We start from the raw sequence: 18,669 nt of genomic DNA, 5'->3' as shown, positions 1-18,669 counted from the left end.
ACAGCGGGGCCCGGGGCGGCCCTTTGGCCGCGGGGCGGGCGGGCTCTGGGAGACGGGGAGGGGGACGACTGTGCGTTTCGCGCACCTCGCGTGCCAGCACGCGTGTCGTGAGGTCCCCAGCCGATCCCCAGACCAGGGGCCTGACGAAGGGTCCGAGTGGCGTTGATGTCCCCAAGGCAGCGTCACTCCGAGCCAGGATCCGGCGATTCCCGCGGACCGCCCTCGAACAGGGGATCTGAACTGCCGGGAGGAACGAGTCCGGTGCGGGCCGAACGCCAGCCAGAAACCGGCCGTCAAGAAGCCCGGACTCACCCGTTCCCCGCGGGCTCGCGAATTCCTCACCCGACCCGGGCAACGCCCCCCGGCCCGGGCCAACCCGCCAATCCGGGCGGCTCCCTCCGACCAGCCGCGCCCCGAGCACCGGCACCGCCGCGAGCATCGACACCGCCCGGGGCACCGACACCGTCCGGGGCACCGGGCCGGCTCGGTGCCCCGGGCCGGCTCGGGGCACCCGGCGAAACGGCGGCCGCTCCGCCGCCGGTTGGCGGGTTGACCCGCCCGGCCCCGGGTAGCCGCCGCGTGCGGACCGCGGCCCGCGCGGACCGCCGTGACCCCGGGAGGTCGCCGCACCATGCCTGCCACGCCTGCCACGCCATCGGACAGCTTCGCCGCCCGGGGGACCTTCGCGGCCCCGGGCTCGTCCCGCTCGCTCTACCGGCTCGCCGCCGTCACCGGCTCCGAAAGACTGCCGTACAGCCTCAAGATCCTGCTGGAGAACCTGCTGCGCCACGAAGACGGGCGGAGCGTCACCCGCGACCAGATCACCGCCGTCGCCCACTGGGATCCGCACGCCGAACCGTCGACCGAGATCCAGTTCACGCCCGCGCGGGTGCTGATGCAGGACTTCACCGGCGTGCCCTGCCTGGTCGACCTGGTCGCCATGAGGCAGGCCCTGACCGAACGCGGCGGTGATCCCGCGCTGATCGACACCCGCCGCCCCGTGGAACTCGTGATCGACCACTCGGTCATCGCCGACCGCTTCGGCTACCCCGACGCGTTCGACCGCAACGTCGACCTGGAGTACGAGCGCAACCGGGAGCGCTACGCGTTCCTGCGCTGGGGGCAGGGCGCCCTGCGGAACCTGCGTGTCGTCCCGCCGGGCACCGGGATCTGCCACCAGGTCAACCTCGAACACCTGGCCCGCGTGGTGTTCGACGAGGACGGGCTGGCCTTCCCCGACACCCTGGTCGGCACCGACTCCCACACGCCGATGGTCAACGGGCTCGGCGTGCTCGGCTGGGGCGTCGGCGGGATCGAGGCCGAGGCGGCCATGCTCGGCCGCCCGGTGAGCATGCTGCTGCCGAAGGTCGTGGGCGTGCGGCTCAGCGGGGCCCTGCCGGCCGGCAGCACCGCCACCGACCTGGTGCTCACGATCACCGAACGGCTCCGGGCCCACGGGGTAGTGGGCTCCTTCGTCGAGTTCCACGGCCCGGGCGTGGCCTCGGTACCGGTGGCCAACCGGGCCACCATCGGCAACATGAGCCCGGAGTACGGCGCCACCTGCGCGATCTTCCCGATCGACGCCGAGACGCTGTCCTACCTCCGGCTCACCGGCCGGGACGAGGGGCACGTCGCGCTGGTGGAGGCCTACGCCAAGGAGCAGGGCCTCTGGCACGACCCCGCACGCACCGCCGATTACAGCGACACCCTGGACATCGACCTGTCGGCCGTCGTGCCCTCGATCGCCGGACCGAAGCGGCCCCAGGACCGCATCGCCCTGTCCGACGCACCCGCCGCCCTGCGCCATGCCCTCGGCACGGGAAACGCCCCCGGCGCCCGCACGGACCCACCGGCCGGCGTGGACGAGGGCGACGAGGAGTCCTTCCCGGCCTCCGACCCCCTGTCGGTCACCGGCGACCACCCCGCCGACCGACCGGCCGGACCGCCACCCGCTCCCCCGTCCGGCGGGCGCGGCCAGCCGGACGGCGCCCCGGGGACGGACGCCACCCCGGGGACGGACGGCGCCCCCGAGCGGCTCGGACACGGCGCGGTGGTCATCGCCGCCATCACCTCCTGCACCAACACCTCCAACCCCCAGGTGATGGTGGCCGCCGCCCTGCTGGCCCGCAAAGCCGTCGAACGCGGCCTGCGCACCAAACCCTGGGTCAAGACCAGCCTCGCTCCGGGCTCACGGATCGTCATGGACTACCTCGGGCGCGCCGGGCTCCTCCCCTCCCTCGAAGCGCTCGGCTTCGACCTGGTCGGCTACGGCTGCACCACCTGCATCGGCAACTCGGGCCCGCTCATCGACGAGGTCGCGCGGACCGTGGAGGCCGAGGGCCTCACCGTCGCCTCGGTACTGTCCGGCAACCGGAACTTCGAAGGCCGTATCCACCCCGAGACCAGGCTCAACTACCTCGCCTCGCCGCCCCTCGTCGTCGCCTACGCCCTCGCCGGCTCCATGGCCGTCGACCTCACCCGGGACCCGCTCGGCACCGGGAACGACGGCCGGCCCGTGCACCTGCGCGACATCTGGCCCGCGCCCGAGGAGGTCCAGCAGGTGATCACCGCCACGCTGAAGCCCGAGATGTTCACGGCCGGCTACGCCGACCTCTTCGCCGGCGACGAACGCTGGCAGGCCCTGCCCTCCCCCGACAGCGACCTGTTCACGTGGGACCCCGACTCGACGTACGTCCGCTGCCCGCCCTACTTCCAGCACCTGCCCGACCAGCCGCCGCCCCCGCGCGACCTGGCCGGCGCCCGCGTCCTCGCCCTGCTGGGCGACTCGGTCACCACCGACCACATCTCTCCCGCCGGCGCGATCCGGCCCGACTCGCCCGCCGGCGCCTACCTGCGGTCCCACGGGGTCGCGCCACGGGACTTCAACTCCTACGGCTCCCGGCGCGGCAACCACGAAGTGATGATCCGCGGCACCTTCGCCAACGTCCGCCTGCGCAACCTGCTGGCCCCCGGCACCGAAGGCGGCTTCACCCGGCACCTGCCCGACGGCGAGCAGACCACCATCCACGCCGCCGCCGGGCGCTACGCCGAGGAGGCGGTCCCCCTCCTGGTCATCGCCGGCAAGGAGTACGGCTCGGGATCCTCCCGGGACTGGGCCGCCAAGGGCACCGCACTGCTCGGCGTGAAGGCCGTACTGGCCCAGTCCTTCGAACGCATCCACCGCTCGAACCTGGTCGGCATGGGCGTGCTGCCCCTGCAGTTCCAGCCCGGCGACGGCCCCCGGTCGCTGGGACTCACCGGCGAGGAGACCTACTCCGTCCACGGAATCGCCGACCTCCGCGACACCGTCGAGATCGAGGCCCGCGGCCCGCAGGGCACCACCCGTTTCACCGCCCGTGTCCGCCTCGACACTCCCACCGAGACCGAGTACTACCGCCACGGCGGGATCCTCCCCCACGCCCTGCGCTCCCTCCTGAACGGCTGACCCCCTGCCCCGCGCCGCCTCGCCGGCCGCCCACGCTCCGGGCAGCCATGGGTACCGATGGACACCGTGCGACGCCGCACCATCGAGACACCGCGGACCAGCTGGGCCGCTGGGCCCTGCCACCGGCTCAACGGTGATCGCGAGCCGCCGGCCCGGTCTCACACGTGTGCGGATATCGGTGTGACGGAAGGATGACCCAAAACATGTGCGGGCCGGGTTGACCGTCATGTGACTGATCCCAAGGCGCACCCGCTGGGCGGAGAGTGAAGGACGTCGGCAGCTCCGGCCGACAACCGACGACTCGTTCATCGAAGGAAGGCCCAGCATGCCGTTCATCACCGTCGGGCAGGAGAACTCCGCCGACATCAACCTGTACTACGAGGACCACGGGGCCGGGCAGCCGGTCGTGCTCATCCACGGCTTCCCGCTCAGCGGCGACTCGTGGGAGAAGCAGTCCGCAGCACTGCTCGGCGCCGGCTACCGGGTGATCACGTACGACCGCCGCGGCTTCGGTCGCTCGGACCGGCCGGGCACCGGCTACGACTACGACACCTTCGCCGCCGACCTGGACCGGGTGCTGACGGCACTGGACCTCGACGACGCGATCCTCGTCGGCTTCTCCATGGGCACCGGCGAGGTCGCCCGCTACGCGAGTACCTACGGCACCGGCCGGATCGCGAAGGTCGCCTTCCTGGCGTCCTTGGAGCCGTGGCTCCTGCGGGGTCCGGAGAACCCCGGCGGCGCGGCTCCCGCCGAGTTCTTCCAGCAGGTCAGCGACGCCGTGTCAGCCGACCGCTACGCCTACTACACGACGTTCTTCAGGGACTTCTACAACCTGGACGAGAACCTCGGCAGCCGGATCTCGCAGGAGGCCTTGCGCAACAGCTGGAACATCGCCGCGAGCGGCGGCGCGCACGCCGCGGCAGCCGCCCCGCTGACCTGGGGCACCGACTTCCGTGCCGACATCGCCAAGGTCGACGTTCCGGCGCTCATCCTGCACGGGACGGCCGACCGGATCCTGCCTGTCGAGGCCACCGCCCGGCTGTTCCACAAGGCGCTGCCGACCGCGGAGTACGTGGAGGTCGAAGGAGGCCCGCACGGGCTGTTGTGGACCCACGCCCACGAGGTGAACCAGGCCCTGCTCGCCTTCCTGGCGAAGTAGCGCCGCCGAGGGGCGCCGGCCCTTCGCGGCGGCGCCCGCGTCGGCCGTGCGAGGTCGAGCTCATCCATGCACCGGCTGGGGGCGCGGCTGTGATCCCCGGCCTTCCGCGGTTCAGCGGTCGGCCGGGCGCCGGCTTTCACGGAACTCCGGGTCAGTTCACGTCGTGGGCCCCGACCCCTCTGTGCGGCGGGCCGCTGACCGGAGCGGGACGGGGGTGTGGGATGGGGGTGTGACACGGCGCGGCTGCCGTCCGCGCTGACAGCCCGCGCGCCGTGCCCCTCCTCCGTCGCCGTCGGCCGGTCAGTCCAGCCAGGACTCGGTGGCGCCCCGAGGGGGCCCGGGCCGGTGCGAGGGGCTCGCCCGGGGCGCGGCCTGCTTCGGAGCAGGCCGCGCGCGGCGTCGGCTGCCGGAGCCGGGTGATCCAGAGGAAGGCGCCGCCGGTGGCACGGGCGAACGCCGCACGCACGAAGTCGTCGGCGTCCGGTCAGAGGGTGATGGTCTTGTACTCCGTGTAGCTGCCGAGGCCGACCGCGCCGTATTCGCGGCCGATGCCGCTGGCCTTGAAGCCGCCGAAGGGGCCGTCGAAGCCGACAGAGGCGCCGTTGACCGTCACCGTGCCGGTGCGGATGCGGCGGGCGATCTTGAGCGCGTGCTCCTCGCTGGCAGCCCAGACGCCGCCCGACAGACCGTACTCGGAGTCGTTCGCGATGCGCACGGCGTCGTCCTCGTCCTCATAGGCGATGACGACCAGGACCGGGCCGAAGATCTCCTCCTGAGCGATGGTCATGGAGTTGTCGACGTCGGCGAAGAGGGTCGGGGTGACGTAGTTGCCGCTCTCCAGCCCTTCGGGGACCTGGGGACCGCCGGTGACCAGGCGGGCGCCCTCCTCGATGCCGAGCGCGATGTAGTGGCGGACGCGTTCCTGCTGGTCGGGGCGGATCATCGGCCCGATGAACGTGTCCGGGTCGCTGGGGTCTCCGACCTTGAGGGATTCGATGAGTTCCTTGAGCGCAGCGACGACCTCCTCGTAGTGGCTGCGCGGGGCCAGGATGCGGGTCTGGGCGATGCAGGACTCGCCGTTGTTGAGCAGGGAGGAGAACTTCAGGCCCTGAACTGCCCTGTGGATGTCGGCGCCGGGCAGGATGACGGCGGCGGACTTGCCGCCCAGTTCGAGGCTGACCCGCTTCAGCTGCTCCCCGGCGATCGAGGCGATTCGCCGGCCGGCCCGGGTGGAGCCGGTGAAGGCGATCTTGTCGACCTCGGGGTGGGAGATCAGGTACTCGCTCGTCTCGCGGTCGGCGGGCAGGACGCTGATCACCCCCTCGGGCAGCCCCACCTGCTCCAGCAACTCGGCGAGGAAGCCCATGCTCAGCGAGTTCTCCGGCGAGACCTTGAGCACCACCGAGTTGCCGGCGAGCAGCGCCGGAATGATCTTCGCTGTGGCGGAGGAGAAGGGCGAGTTCCACGGGATCACCGCGGCCACCACGCCGACCGCTTCGCGGCGCACCACGCTGCGCACCGGCGAGGCCGGGTCGGAGGGGACCAGCGTCCGCTCCCATCCGAACTCCTCCGCGGCCTTCAGGTAGGCGTTGGCCTGGCGGGTCAGGCCCTGCTGGCCGGCCCGGGTGAACCATCCCGCCGAGCCGTTCTCGGCCGCGATCAGCTCGGCGATCCGCTCCGCGTTCGCCTCGCGCAGCGCGTTGAAGCGCCGGAGCACCGCCACCCGCTCCAGCGGCGGGGTCTCGCGCCAGGTGCCCTCCTCGAACGAGGCGCGGGCCGCGGCCACCGCACGGTCCACGTCCGCCGGCCGACCCTGCGCCGCCTTGCCGATCACCATCCCGTCGTGCGGGGAGGCGATGGCGAGCAGTTCGCTGTCGCTCGGCTCGGTCCAGGTGCCACCGATGAAGAGCCGGTCGTAAGTGATCATGTCCCACTCCTTCAGCCTTCGATATCTGTCACTTAAATGTAGCACTTACAAGTTGATCCTTCACAGGAGTGTCGCCAACAAAGGTGCAACTGGCACTCCATGGATGAGGAGAGTGGCCCTGTACGAGAGCGCGCCGGTGACGGGGCCGGAGCACATGGCCGAAGCGGCAGCAAGGGTCCAGGAGTTCGCGGCCCGCAACGAGGGCCGCGCGGAGCTCCCCGCGGCGCTGGCCGGACTCCGGACCGTCGGCACTGTCACCGACGACGAGGGGACGACCGCGGCGCTGCGCGCCCTGATGCCGGTCTACTTCGCTCACTACTGGGACCGGGAGAGCGAGTTCCGCGACCTGCGCGCCCAGGTGACCTGCACCTACATCTCGCCGCTGGACGAGAGCGGGAAGCCCGACGTCGTGGACGACCGGGCCGGCCTCACCTCGCTCACGGTCCCCACCCTGGTCCTGGTCGGCCAGTACGACGTGATCTGCGGACCGCGGTGGGCGCGGGACCTCCACGCCCTCGTCCCGCAGTCCCGCCTGGTGGTGCTGGACGACAGCGGGCACTTCGGCCACCTGGAGCAACCGGCCGCGTTCTCGGACGCGGTGCGCGCCTTCGTCCGCTCGCCCTCCGCGTAGCGCAGGCGCGCTCGCCGCCTCCGGTCCTTCCACCACTGCGGGAAGGGCCGGAGGCGGAGTGCGGCGCTCGGATGGTCAGTCCGTCGACGGGCGCCGGAGAGGTCAGGCCAGGTTCTCGGCCTGGAACATCCAGCTCTGCTTCTCGAGTTCGGCGGCCAGCCCGATCAGCAGGTCCTGGGTGACGGCATCCGCCTCGCCGGTCGCGTCGATGCGCTCGCGCACTCGGTGGATCACGGCGGCGAAGATCTCCACCAGCACCTTCACCACGGCCGTGTCCTCCATCCATCCCTGCGGGACGGCCGGAAGGTTGCCGGCACCGGCCACGGTCGCCGCCCGGCCGTCCGGTGAGACGCCCAGCGCCGCGGCGCGCTCGGCGACGATGTCGGCGTGGTCCCGCGCCGTGGTCACCACTTCGTCGAGCTGCAGGTGCACGGAACGGAAGCGCGGACCGTAGAGGTTCCAGTGCGCCTGCTTGGCCGCCAAGGAGAGGTCGATCAGGTCGACCAGGGTCGCCTGGAGGGCGTTCCCGGCGATCGTCCGTGCGCTGTCGGACAGCGGGCTGCTGATGATGGACCGTGCAGACATGTGTCTCCCTTTCCGGATGTGTGTGAACCCCCTCGATTCTCGGCAGTGCACCCCGGTGGTGGGATCAGTCGTTTGACTCTGCGTCAGTGGGAGGGTGACAACGGTCAGTCGGCCCATGCGTGGGTCGCGCCGTGCTGGCGCGCGCGGCAGTTGCCGGCCTTGGCCCGCCCAACAGCTCGGAGATGAATCCGTCCCAGTCCAGGCCGTCGGCCTCCGCCTCGGCGGGCACGATCTCGTAGGTGCGTTCCAACCACTCCGCCAGCCTCGGCGTGGGCAGCTCCAGGAGGGCGCTGGATTCCGCCGACTCCAGCTGCAACAGGGCGGTCCCGGCTGCCCGGCCCGGCCCCGGCCCCGGCCCCGGCCCCGGCCAAGCCTGCACGAAGCCCCCTCCGGTCTTCTCGAAGAGGCCGTGGTACAGCAGTTCCCGGCTGATCCGCCAGGTAACACCCGGCCCGCCGATCGGCTGGAGGGTGACGGTCACGATCGCGGGGGTGTCCGGAGCGAATCGGAACTCCGCCAGAAGGGGTTGCCATGCGCGGCCGTCCAGCACCCGCTTGAGGGCCAGTGTCAGCACGGGCCCGTCCTCGGGCATCGTCCGGCGTCCCCTGGCATCGGCCTGTTCGCCGTTCATGGCAGCTGCCCCTTCCACAAAGCAAAATTGGTCTGCCATGACTGTGCCTCAGGGACTCCGGGCTGGGCATAGGTCACTCGACTGTGAGCCGGGACAAGTCATGACCCACGCGTGCGGGCCCCTGAAACGGATCGATGAGCGGCGAGGTGGACACGAAGCCGGAGGACCTCCTCCCTGTCCTGCACCCGGTCAGCGCCGACTGTCGAGGGGGCAGTCCGGGCCGCGCAAGGTCTCCAATGCCGCGCCCGGGCGACGGAGGCATCGGGGGATCGGCAAACATGTGTCTCGCGATGAGCATATGTGGAGGAGCCCTCAAAGGCGCACATGTTCAACTGGGCACGCCCAGACACATGTGTAACCGGCTTTGACTCTGTGCCGCACCGTGGCCCGCAACCGGCGGCCTCACGTCCGTGCAGCCTTGCCACCACATGCTTGCGGTGGTTGATGATGTCAACTGCCACAGCAAGGAGGTGGTTACTGCCACAATCCGCACAACGGTCCGGTAGACTGCACGGCGTGAGAGCTGATGCGGCGCGGAACATCGAAGCGGTGCTGACGACGGGGGCGCGGATGTTGGCCGCGGACCCGGGCGCGAGCATCGCCGCCATCGCCGCCGAGGCGGGCGTGGACCGGCGGACCATCTACCGGCGCTTCCCGTCGCGCGAGGAACTCCTCGCCGCGATCTACACGGCCCGCCTGGATGCCGTCGAGCAGGCCATCGCCGACGCCCGCCTGCGCGAGGCCCCCGTCACCGTGGCCCTGCACCGCTACGTGGAGAACATCATCGAGGTCAACCGCAGCTGGCCGGTTGACCTCACCCACATGCTCGCCGACGCGGGGATCCGCAAGCGCCGTGACGCTTCCGTCGCGGAAGTCGACGCCTTCCTGCAACGCGCCGAAGACGAGGGCCTGCTCCGCGCCGGGCTCCCCCCGGGCTGGGTCGCCGCCCTGCTCCCGGAGCTCATGCACCTGGTGGCCCGCCGAGTGCCGGACCTCGCAGCCGGCCCGGCAGCCGACCTGGTCGTCGACACCCTGCTGCGGGGTGTCGGATCATCCTGACGGGGTACCAGGTCGCACACGCGTGTTGACGCGGTTGTCCGTGCACGTTCTCACATGATCGGGACCGGCGGGCTCAGCCAGGCTTGTCATGGCAGACGAGTCACCGACGTTCTTCTTCTGCCCGGCACAGGTAACATGTGCGGCAAACATCCAGCACGGAGGAGTGACCGGTCGTGACCAGCCAATCAGCCGCCACGCTCCGATCGCGGTACGCCGTGCAAGCCGCGTCGGATCTGGAAGAGAACCGCCGTCGGCAGAGGGAACTGACCGAGAAGCTCGCGATGCTGCGCGAAGAGGAAGCGCTCCTGATCGAGATCATGGCGCTGGCCGAGCACCACCAGGGTGATGCGGAGCTCTCTCCCCTCCCGGAGCAGGCCCAGGACGAGCCGACGCTCACCCGGGAACGCCTGCGCAGGACGCCCGGGGCCGCCTCGAAGTCACCGCGTTCCGCGCGGACCGGCTCGAAGACGAAGGCGGCGGCAAAGGGCAGGTCACAGCGGCCGTTGCTGGGCGACCTCCTGCTCGACCTGCTCGCAGGCCACAGTGAGCCACGCCTGGCGAAGGACCTTCGGGAGGAGCTCATGGTGCGGCATCCGGACCGTGAGCCCACCCCGCAGGTCGTGCGGAACACCCTCGAATCGCTCGTCGCGAAGGGCCGGGTCCGACGCCACAAGGAAGAGCGGTCGGTGATGTACACCCTCGTGGACCGGGGTCGTCGCAGGACGCCGGCTGACTGACGTGTCTCGCCGGCACCTCGGAATGAGGTGAACCCACCCGGGGCGAGGCCGGGCCGGACAGGGCCGCCACCCACGGGTGGTGCAACCCGGACGAGAACGGCATCTGCCTCCTCGGCAGCTCCTCCGGCTCCGGGCACCTGCCGGCAACCGGCTGCAGCACCGTGACGAGCACCACCGCCGGACACCAGTTCGCCCAGGGAAGATCGCGCAGCGCCCGGTGGTGGTAGGAGGCCGCCGCCCACGACCGCACCACGCGGTCCGGCCGCTCCTCCAGGCCGGTGCGGGCGATCACCCGGCCGTCGACCAGCACCGGGTTGCGGGCCACCTCCCGCTCCCGGGTCCGGTCCACCGCGAACCGCTCCTGCGCGGTGCCGGGGCGGGGCCGGCGTCTCCAGCGGATCGCGGTGCCGCGCCGCGAAGAACTCCGCGCCGCAGGAGGGCCAGCTCCTGGATCCGCCTGCGCAGTGCCCGGTCGCCGGATTGCAGGACGCTGTGGTTCAGCGGGCGGCGGGAGGGAGGGCGCCGGCGATGAGGGCTTCGAGGTCGGTGTCGTCGGGGTCGTAGAGGTGGGCGATCAGGGCGCCGAGCGCGAGGGCGACGAGCCACTGGGCGGTGATGGCCGCGGCGTCCGCCGAGGATCCGGTGGCTTCGAGGTGGCGGGCGGTGGTGGTGATGCCGCGTTCCAGCCGGGCGGCCATGAGGGGGTGGGCGGGGTGGGACGGGACGGTGGCCTCGCACATCAGGACGATCTCGGCGGCGGCCTGCCAGCGGGGGCGGCTGCGCAGGGCGAGCAGGCGGGAGGCGGGGTCGGTCTCGTCCGGGGCGGGGGCGGTCAGCTCCGCGACCACCAGGTCGAGGAGGGCGCGCTTGGTGGGGGCGACATGGACGAGGGCGGCCTTGGTGAGTCCGGCCCGGTCGGCGACGGCCTGCATGGACGTTCCGTAGTAGCCGTGGTGCGCGTAGAGGCGGGCGGCGGCTTCGACCGCCCGGGCGCGCGGGGAGGAGCTTGACGGCACGTCGACCGTGGCCGTGGCCGGCGGCGTGACGGGGGGCGCAGGCGGGATGCCGTTCGTCTCCAGGTCGTGTTCGTACTCGGCGAGCCGGGCGGGGATGTCGATGCGGCCGGGGAAGTAGAGGGAGAGGATCTGCAGGCCGTCCCAGGCCGCGCCGAGGCGGTGGATCGCCAGTTTCACCGCGCGCGGGTCGCCGCCGAGGGGGCCGAGGGCCTGGAGGGCGATCCGGGTGCCGACGGCCCGGCGCCGGCGCATGAGTTCGTGGCCCGGGTGCTCGGGGCTGGTCGCCTCGCCGAGGAGTGCGGTGAACAGGGGGATCCAGCCGGGCACGGCCTCGTTCCGGCGGGCGGTCTCGGCCGCGGAGCGGAGGGCGCCGCGCTCCGGGTCCGCCCGCAGCCAGTCGCCGTGCCGCCGGTCGAGGCGGTCGACGAGCGCGGTGAGGATCTCCTCCTTGGAGGAGAAGTGGCGCAGCAGTGCGGGGTGGGAGATCCCGGAGGCGGCCGCGATCTCGCGCAGCGAGGTGGCCCGGTATCCGGTGCTGATGAACAGCTCGTGGGAGGCGTCGAGGATCCGTTCGACGCGCTCTCGTCCGGTTCGGTAACTGCCCCGCTTGATCGCCATGGTCGTCAGTATCGCGGCTGTTCCGGGTCTTCCCAAAAGCTACCACCATCGTGGTAGCTTTTCGGCCATCAGCACGGACGAAGGAGCAAGATGGCCGGCTTGCGCGAGGACTTCCTCTGGGGCGCCTCCACCTCCCCCCACCAGGTCGAGGGCAACAACGTCAACGCGGACTGGTGGGCGCTGGAGAACGCCCCCGGCTCCCCGCTCCCGGACCGCAGCGGCGACGCACTCGACAGCTACCACCGCTACGCCGAGGACATGGGCCTGCTCGCCGCGGCCGGACTGAACGCCTACCGCTTCGGCTTCGAGTGGGCCCGGATCGAACCGGGGGACGGGCAGTTCTCGCTCGCCGAGCGCGACCACTACCGGCGCATGGTCGACACCGCCCACCGACTGGGCCTGAAGCCGGTGGTGACGCTCCAGCACTTCACACTGCCCCGGTGGTTCGCGGAGTCCGGCGGCTGGCGGCGCCCCGACGCCGCCGACCGCTTCGCCCGCTACATCGAGTTCGTCGCCCCGGCCCTGCGCGACGTCGAGTGGGTCTGCACCATCAACGAGCCGAACATGCTCGCCGTGTTCGCCGGCGTCCAGGACGCCCTCCTCCAGACGATGGGCACGCTCGACGCCGACGACCCGGAGCAGAAGGCCACGATGGCCGCCGCGATGGCCCAGGTCAGCCCCGACCAGGCGCTCGGCGGGACGCTGGCCCGGGTGCACCGCCGCGCCGTCGAGACGGTGCGCGCGACGACGAACGCCAAGGCGGGCTGGACCGTCGCCCAGCAGGCGTTCACCCCCACCCCCGGCAACGAGGACGTCTTCGCCCGCGTCCACCACGCCTGGGAGGGCTTCTACCTCGACGCCGCCCGCGACGACGACTTCGTCGGCGTGCAGGCCTACACCAGCCAGCCCGTCGACGCCGACGGCCCGGTGCCGCACCCGGCCCACCCCGACAACACGCTGACCGGCTGGGCGTACCGCCCCGACGCCCTCGGCACCGCGCTGCGCCGCGCCTGGGACGAGGCCGGCGGCATCCCGCTGCTGGTCACCGAGAACGGCATCGCCACCGACGACGACACCCGGCGGATCGCCTACACCACCGAGGCGCTCGGCCACCTGGAGGCCGCCGTCGCCGACGGCATCGACGTGCGCGGCTACCTGCACTGGTCGGCGCTCGACAACTACGAGTGGGGCCGCTGGGCGCCCATCTTCGGCCTGATCTCGGTGGACCGCGAGACCTTCGCCCGCACCCGTGCTGACGGACTGCGTGATGCTCGTGCAGTTCGGGTTCAACGCCTTCCAGGGGCCGTTCTCCGCGCTGCTGCCCGACCAGGTCCCCGAGCGGCTGCACGGCCGGTACTCCACCGGCGTGGGCCTCGGACTCCTCGTCGGCGGGATGGCCGGCCCCGTCCTCGGATCGCTGTTCGCCGACAGCATCCCGCTCGGCTACACCGCCCTGAGCGGCATCCTGGTGCTCACCGCCGTGCTGTTCGCCGCCTTCCTCCCCGACCGCGACAACCGAGGCGAACCGCGCCGGCCGTTCGCGCTGCGCTCCTTCCTCGGCGCGTTCTGGGTCAACCCGATCCGGTATCCCGACTTCTTCTGGGGCTTCGCCGGACGCCTGCTGCTGTTCGGCGGCTACGCGATGCTGACCACCTACCAGCTCTACCTGGTCCAGGACTACGTCGGCCTGTCGATGGACGACGCGAAGCGGGTCGTCCCGCTGCTCGGACTCGCCTCGCTGCCCGGCATCCTGCTCTCCACGGCGGTGGCCGGCCCCCTGTCGGACCGCCTCGGCCGGCGCAAGCCCGTCGTGCTGGTCGCGGGCCTGGTCATCGCCCTCGGCACCGTCGTCCCGCCGGCCCTGCCGACGGTCCTCGGCCTCGCCGTGTCCAACCTGGTCGTCGCGACCGGCTTCGGCGCGTTCGTCGCGGTGGATCAGGCGCTGATGAGCTCCGTGCTGCCCCACCCGGACGACTTCGGCAAGGACCTCGGCGTCCTCAACCTCGCCGCGACCCTGCCGCACACCGTCGCGCCGGTCGCGGCCGCGGGCGTCGTCCACGCCTTCGGCGGATACGGCGCCCTGTATCCCGTGGTCGCCGTCGTCGGGGTCCTCGGCGCGCTCGCCGTCCTGCCGATCCGCGGCGTGCGCTGACCCGGACACACCTCCTTCGAACCAACCCCCCTACCGAAAGGACGCTGCGATGGCCACCCCCTCGCACCTCACCGCGCTGATCGAGCGCCTCACCCTGGAACAGAAGGTCCGCCTGCTGACCGGCGCCTCCGTCTGGTCGCTGCGGGAGGAGCCGGCCGTCGGCCTGCGCTCCATCGTGGTCTCCGACGGCCCGACCGGCGTGCGCGGCACCGCCATGGACGACCGCGACCCCTCCGCCAGCCTGCCCTCCGCCAGCTGCGTCAGCGCCACCTGGGACCTGGAGCGGGTCCGCCGCCTCGGCGCGCTGATCGCCGCCGAAGCCCGCTCCAAGAACGTCGACGTCGTGCTCGGCCCCACCGTCAACCTGCACCGCTCGCCGCGCGGCGGACGCCACTTCGAGGCGTTCAGCGAAGACCCCTACCTGACCGGCGAGTTCGGCGCCGCCTACGTCAGCGCCGTGCAGGCCCACGGCGTCGCCACCACCGCCAAGCACTACGTCGCCAACGACGCCGAGACCGACCGCTTCACCGTCGACGTCCGCGCCGACGAACGCACCCTGCGCGAGCTGTACCTCGCCCCGTTCGAGCGGATGGTCGACGAGGGCGCCTGGCTGGTGATGTCCGCCTACAACTCCGTCAACGGCACCACCATGTCGGCGAGTGCGCTGCTGCGCGCCCCGCTGAAGGACGAGTGGGGCTTCGACGGCGTCGTCGTCTCCGACTGGACGGCGGTGCGCGACACCGAGCCCTCCGCCCTCTCCGGTCAGGACCTGGTGATGCCCGGCCCGGACGGCCCCTGGGGCGAGGCGCTCGTCGAAGCCGTGCGCGCCGGACGCGTCCCCGAGAGCGCGATCGACGACAAGGTCGCCCGGCTGCTGCTGCTCGCCTCCCGCGTCGGCGCCCTCGACAGCGGCGACCCGGCCACCCCGGTCGAACGCTGGGACGACGCCGCGATCGCGGACCTGCTGCGCGAGACCGCCGCCGACGGCATGGTCCTGGTCCGCAACGACGGCCTCCTCCCCGTCGAACCCCGGGAAGACCTGACCGTCGCCGTCGTCGGCCGGCACGCCCTGCGCGCCCGCGCCCAGGGCGGCGGCTCCGCCAGCGTGTTCCCGCGCCACGTGGTCACCCCGCTCGAAGGCCTGCGGCAGGCCTACGGCGAGGACAACGTCCGGTACGCGCCCGGCCTGCCCCCCACCGACGAGCTGCACCCCTTCACCCGGGCCGCCGTCACCGACCCGGCCACCGGCGACGAAGGCGTGCGCGTGCGCTACCTCGACCAGGACGGCGCGGCGTTCAGCGAGGAGAACTTCCCCTCCGGCCGCCTCGCCTGGCTAGGCGACCCGCGCCTGGCCCAGGCCGCCCGCGTCGAGATCACCACGCGCTTCACCGCCGACCGCGACGGCCGGCACGACCTCGGCTTCGCCGGCATCGGCGGCTTCGAGTTCGCGATCGACGGCGAGATCCTCTGTACCGAACGACACGTTGCCGTCGGAGACCCGGTCAACGCGTTCCTCAACCCGCCCACCCGCGTCTTCCCGCGCGAACTGACGCACGGCACGTCGGTCGAGCTGCGCCTGACCTGGACCCCGGAGCTGATCGACGGCTTTCCGTTCGGCATGCTCCAGCTCGGCCACAAGGACGTCTTCGGCGATCCCGCGGAGGAGCTCCGGCAGGCGGTCGAGCTGGCCGCCGCGAGCGACGTCGCCGTCGTGGTCGTCGGCACCACGGAGGCCATCGAGTCCGAGGGCTTCGACCGGGCCGGCCTCGCCCTCCCGCAGGGCCAGGACGATCTGGTGCGCCAGGTCCTGGCCGTCAACCCCCGGACCGTCGTGGTCGTCAACTCGGGTGCCCCTGTGGTGATGCCGTGGCTCGACGAGCCCGCCGCCGTCCTGCTGTCCTGGTTCCCCGGCCAGGAGTTCGGCGCGGCCCTCGCCGACGTCCTCACCGGCGCCCGCGAGCCCGGCGGCCGGTTGCCTACCACCTGGCCCGCCCGCGAGGAGGACGTCCCCGTGTGGGACGTCGAGCCGCGAGACGGCCGACTCGCCTACACCGAGGGCCTGCACATCGGCTACCGGGCCTGGCTCAAGCGCGAGCAGGCCGGCGGGCCCGCGCCCGCGCTGCCCTTCGGGTACGGCCTCGGCTACACCGGCTGGCAGATCGGCGAACCGGCCGTCAGCACGGCGGGCGACCGCGTCCTGGTCGAGGTGGACCTCGTCAACACGGGCGCCCGGCACGGCAAGCAGGTCCTCCAGGCCTACCTGTCCCGCCCCGACTCGGCCGTCGAACGGCCGGTCGCCTGGCTCGCCGGCTTCGCCACCGTCCGCGCGGACACGGGCGAGCAGGTGCGCGCCCGCATCGAGATCGCCCCCCGCGCCTTCCAACACTGGGACACCGACACCCACGCCTGGACGACCGAAAGCGGCCCGTTCACCCTGCGGATCGCCACCTCCGCCACCGACCCGGGCCACGTCGTGACGGTCACCCCCGCCCCCGGCGAGTAGCGCGACGCGACACAGACTCCCCCTCCCGCCCTCGCGCCTGGGGACGGGAAGGGGAACGCTGCGGGACCGGAACCTGACGGCCGGTCCCGCAGCACCCCACGGCCCGCCGCCCGGCCGACGCGCGCCCCAGCCGCGATCTGGGTCTCACCCGGTTCGCCGCATCGGCTGGGCCGAACGCCGGCCATCGGGGCCCGCCCGTGGATTCCCCCAGCGAAACCGGTAGATAGAGGAGGCCCAGCATGACAACCGTCGCGGATCGGCCGAACATCCTGTGGATCGTCTCGGAGGACTGCCCGCCCTGGTTCGGCTGCTACGGCGACGCGCACGCCGCGACGCCCGCCATCGACACCCTCGCGTCGCGCGGAGTGCTCTACGAACGCGCCTACTCCCCGGCGCCGGTGTGCGCGCCCTCGCGCTTCGCCCTGCTCACCGGCATGGCCCCGGAGAGCCACTCGCCCGCCGACCGGATGCGCGCCGTCGCCGCCCGCCCGGACTGGATGGCGACCTACCCCGAACTCTTCCGCGACGCCGGCTACTACTGCACCAACAACGCGAAGACCGACTACAACCTGGACGTGGACCCGGACGCGATCTGGGACGAGTGCTCCCCCACGGCGCACTGGCGCGACCGGCCCGCCGGAGCCCCGTTCCTCGCCGTGTTCAACTACGACCCGACGCACGAGTCGTCGGTCTTCGACGAGAACTCCCCGATCATGCGCGCGCTCGCGCCTTTCGTGTCGAACCACGAGCCGCTGACGCCCGCCGTCCCGCTCGAAGCGATCCGCGTCCCCCGCTACCTGCCGGACACCCCCGAGGTGCGGTCGGACTTCTCCCGCTACCACACCGCCGTCGCCCGGCTGGACGCCTTCGTCGCCGGCCTGCTCGGCCAGCTCGCCGACGACGGCCTCGCCGAGGACACCGTCGTGCTCCTCACCTCCGACCACGGCGGCGTCACCCCCCGGAGCAAGCGCTACCTCTACGACGAAGGCCTGCACGTACCACTGCTCGTCTCCGCCCCACCCCGGCTCGCCGGGCGGCTCGCCCCCGCCGGAACCCGGCACCCCGGCCCCGTCTCGACGCTGTCCATCCCCCCGACCCTGCTCACCCTCGCCGGCCTCCCCGTCCCCGCGCAGATGCGGGAACGGCCACTGACCGCCCCGACCAGGCCACCACTCGCGTTCGGCGAACGCGGCCGGATGGACGAGCGCTTCGCCCTGGTGCGCACCGTCCGCAGCCGCCGCTACCGCTACCTGCGCACCTACACCCCGCACCGCCCGGTCATCCAGCACCAGGCCTTCGCCTGGAACGCGGCCGGCTACCGCTCCTGGGAGGCCGAGCACCTCGCCGGGCGGCTCACCCCCGAGCAGGAACGCTGGTGGCTGCCCGCCGACCCGGTCGAGCTCTACGACGTGGACGCCGACCCGGACCAGGTCGAGAACCTCGCCGGACGCCCCGAGCTCGCCGAGATCGAGGCCGGGCTGCGCCAGGCGCTGCGCGACCACATCCTCGCCGCCCACGACAACGGCTTCCTGCCCGAGGACTCGCCGCTGCTCGGCCGGGACGCGAGCCGCGCCCCCGGCGCCTACCCGCTGGAACGGATCCTCGACCTCGCCGACCGGGGACTGGAACGCGACCCCGCCGCGCTCCCGGAACTGCTGACCGCGCTCGGCGACGACGACGCGACCGTGCGGCGCTGGGCCGCCATCGGCGTCCTGCGGCTCACCCCCGACGCCCCCGGCGTGGCCGACGCGGCCGACCGGCTCCGCACCGCCCTCGCCGACCCCGAGCCGTCCGTCGTCATCCCCGCCGCGGAGGCCCTCGCCCGACTGACCGGCGACGAAGCCGCCTACCGGGCCCTCGCCCGCGTGGCGGCGGCCGAGAGCACCCCCTGGGCACGCCTGGAAGCGGTCAACGCCCTCACCTACCTCGACCACGACCGGGTGCGCCCCTACCGGGAGGTCGTCGACGCGGCCGCGACCTCGGGCAACGAGTACCTCAGCAGCGCCGGGCGCTACCTGCGACTGCTGCTCGACGACGAGTACACGCCCGACGCCGCTGTGCTCGATCCCGCACTCCTCCTGGCCGCGTTCAAGCACTGATCACCCCTTCCGGGCCGGGGGGGGGGGGGGGGGGGGGGGGGGGGGGGGGGGGGGGGGGGGGGGGGGGGGGGGGGGAGCGATAAGAAGAAAAAAAAAGCAAGACA

General features: G+C 72.5%; 12 protein-coding genes and 1 pseudogene. 9 read left to right on the top strand and 4 right to left on the bottom strand.

The annotated features are described in order from the left end of the window. Window positions 1-631 precede the first annotated feature (631 nt). Window positions 632-3,445 carry an aconitate hydratase gene (locus ACZ55U_RS30870; RefSeq protein WP_465531337.1) on the top strand — a complete coding sequence of 938 codons (2,814 nt, stop codon included), beginning with the start codon at window positions 632-634 and terminating at the stop codon, window positions 3,443-3,445. A 325-nt stretch (window positions 3,446-3,770) separates the two neighbouring features. Beyond that, window positions 3,771-4,607: an alpha/beta fold hydrolase gene (locus ACZ55U_RS30865; RefSeq protein WP_465531335.1), complete on the top strand. Its 837-nt coding sequence runs from the start codon at window positions 3,771-3,773 to the stop codon at window positions 4,605-4,607. 484 nt (window positions 4,608-5,091) lie between these two features. Here the strand turns inward: ACZ55U_RS30865 and ACZ55U_RS30860 are convergent, their stop codons facing one another. Beyond that, window positions 5,092-6,534: an aldehyde dehydrogenase gene (locus ACZ55U_RS30860; RefSeq protein ID WP_465531333.1), complete on the bottom strand. Its 1,443-nt coding sequence runs from the start codon at window positions 6,532-6,534 to the stop codon at window positions 5,092-5,094. A gap of 103 nt (window positions 6,535-6,637) precedes the next feature. Between ACZ55U_RS30860 and ACZ55U_RS30855 the strand changes: the two genes are divergently transcribed. After that, a complete protein-coding gene (locus tag ACZ55U_RS30855) occupies window positions 6,638-7,165 on the top strand; it encodes an alpha/beta fold hydrolase (protein ID WP_465531331.1) in 528 nt (175 codons plus the stop codon). 102 nt (window positions 7,166-7,267) lie between these two features. Here ACZ55U_RS30855 and ACZ55U_RS30850 read toward each other — a convergent pair whose 3' ends face one another. Continuing rightward, a complete protein-coding gene (locus tag ACZ55U_RS30850) occupies window positions 7,268-7,750 on the bottom strand; it encodes a Dps family protein (protein ID WP_465531329.1) in 483 nt (160 codons plus the stop codon). 64 nt (window positions 7,751-7,814) lie between these two features. Beyond that, window positions 7,815-8,381, bottom strand: a complete 567-nt coding sequence (locus tag ACZ55U_RS30845; RefSeq protein WP_465531327.1) for an SsgA family sporulation/cell division regulator — start codon at window positions 8,379-8,381, stop codon at window positions 7,815-7,817. Window positions 8,382-8,951: 570 nt separating this feature from the next. On the opposite strand from ACZ55U_RS30845, the gene ACZ55U_RS30840 reads away from it, so the two are divergent. Then, complete coding sequence (locus ACZ55U_RS30840; protein ID WP_465531347.1) at window positions 8,952-9,440, top strand: TetR/AcrR family transcriptional regulator; 489 nt, start codon at window positions 8,952-8,954, stop codon at window positions 9,438-9,440. Window positions 9,441-9,613: 173 nt separating this feature from the next. After that, complete coding sequence (locus ACZ55U_RS30835; protein WP_465531325.1) at window positions 9,614-10,177, top strand: hypothetical protein; 564 nt, start codon at window positions 9,614-9,616, stop codon at window positions 10,175-10,177. Between the two features lie 497 nt (window positions 10,178-10,674). Here ACZ55U_RS30835 and ACZ55U_RS30830 read toward each other — a convergent pair whose 3' ends face one another. Continuing rightward, window positions 10,675-11,811: a TetR/AcrR family transcriptional regulator gene (locus ACZ55U_RS30830; RefSeq protein WP_465531323.1), complete on the bottom strand. Its 1,137-nt coding sequence runs from the start codon at window positions 11,809-11,811 to the stop codon at window positions 10,675-10,677. A gap of 90 nt (window positions 11,812-11,901) precedes the next feature. Between ACZ55U_RS30830 and ACZ55U_RS30825 the strand changes: the two are divergent. The 4 genes and pseudogenes from ACZ55U_RS30825 to ACZ55U_RS30810 all read left to right on the top strand — a co-directional run. After that, window positions 11,902-13,002 (top strand): annotated as a pseudogene (locus ACZ55U_RS30825) (family 1 glycosylhydrolase); the annotation flags it as partial. Between the two features lie 76 nt (window positions 13,003-13,078). Further along, window positions 13,079-13,963, top strand: coding sequence for an MFS transporter (locus ACZ55U_RS30820; RefSeq protein WP_465531321.1), 885 nt, complete (start codon window positions 13,079-13,081; stop codon window positions 13,961-13,963). Window positions 13,964-14,012: 49 nt separating this feature from the next. Continuing rightward, the gene (locus ACZ55U_RS30815; protein ID WP_465531319.1) at window positions 14,013-16,466 is read left to right on the top strand and encodes a beta-glucosidase; all 2,454 of its coding nucleotides are present in this window, start codon (window positions 14,013-14,015) and stop codon (window positions 16,464-16,466) included. A 239-nt stretch (window positions 16,467-16,705) separates the two neighbouring features. Further along, window positions 16,706-18,565 (top strand): sulfatase-like hydrolase/transferase, encoded by a 1,860-nt coding sequence (locus tag ACZ55U_RS30810; protein ID WP_465531317.1) that lies wholly within the window; start codon window positions 16,706-16,708, stop codon window positions 18,563-18,565. Window positions 18,566-18,669 lie beyond the last annotated feature (104 nt).

The sequence above is a fragment of the Kitasatospora sp. NPDC034533 genome, assembly GCF_055575155.1.
Note: the sequence above shows the minus strand (reverse complement) of the source record. Positions and strands in the feature narration are given on the sequence as shown.

What these genes read in the sequence shown, in the direction of transcription:
- ACZ55U_RS30870 (WP_465531337.1), top strand. Translation starts at nt 632, where the DNA reads ATGCCTGCCACGCCTGCCACGCCATCGGACAGCTTCGCCGCCCGGGGG.
- ACZ55U_RS30865 (WP_465531335.1), top strand. Translation starts at nt 3,771, where the DNA reads ATGCCGTTCATCACCGTCGGGCAGGAGAACTCCGCCGACATCAACCTG.
- ACZ55U_RS30860 (WP_465531333.1), bottom strand. Translation starts at nt 6,534, where the DNA reads ATGATCACTTACGACCGGCTCTTCATCGGTGGCACCTGGACCGAGCCG.
- ACZ55U_RS30855 (WP_465531331.1), top strand. Translation starts at nt 6,638, where the DNA reads ATGAGGAGAGTGGCCCTGTACGAGAGCGCGCCGGTGACGGGGCCGGAG.
- ACZ55U_RS30850 (WP_465531329.1), bottom strand. Translation starts at nt 7,750, where the DNA reads ATGTCTGCACGGTCCATCATCAGCAGCCCGCTGTCCGACAGCGCACGG.
- ACZ55U_RS30845 (WP_465531327.1), bottom strand. Translation starts at nt 8,381, where the DNA reads ATGAACGGCGAACAGGCCGATGCCAGGGGACGCCGGACGATGCCCGAG.
- ACZ55U_RS30840 (WP_465531347.1), top strand. Translation starts at nt 8,952, where the DNA reads ATGTTGGCCGCGGACCCGGGCGCGAGCATCGCCGCCATCGCCGCCGAG.
- ACZ55U_RS30830 (WP_465531323.1), bottom strand. Translation starts at nt 11,811, where the DNA reads ATGGCGATCAAGCGGGGCAGTTACCGAACCGGACGAGAGCGCGTCGAA.
- ACZ55U_RS30820 (WP_465531321.1), top strand. Translation starts at nt 13,079, where the DNA reads ATGCTCGTGCAGTTCGGGTTCAACGCCTTCCAGGGGCCGTTCTCCGCG.
- ACZ55U_RS30815 (WP_465531319.1), top strand. Translation starts at nt 14,013, where the DNA reads ATGGCCACCCCCTCGCACCTCACCGCGCTGATCGAGCGCCTCACCCTG.
- ACZ55U_RS30810 (WP_465531317.1), top strand. Translation starts at nt 16,706, where the DNA reads ATGACAACCGTCGCGGATCGGCCGAACATCCTGTGGATCGTCTCGGAG.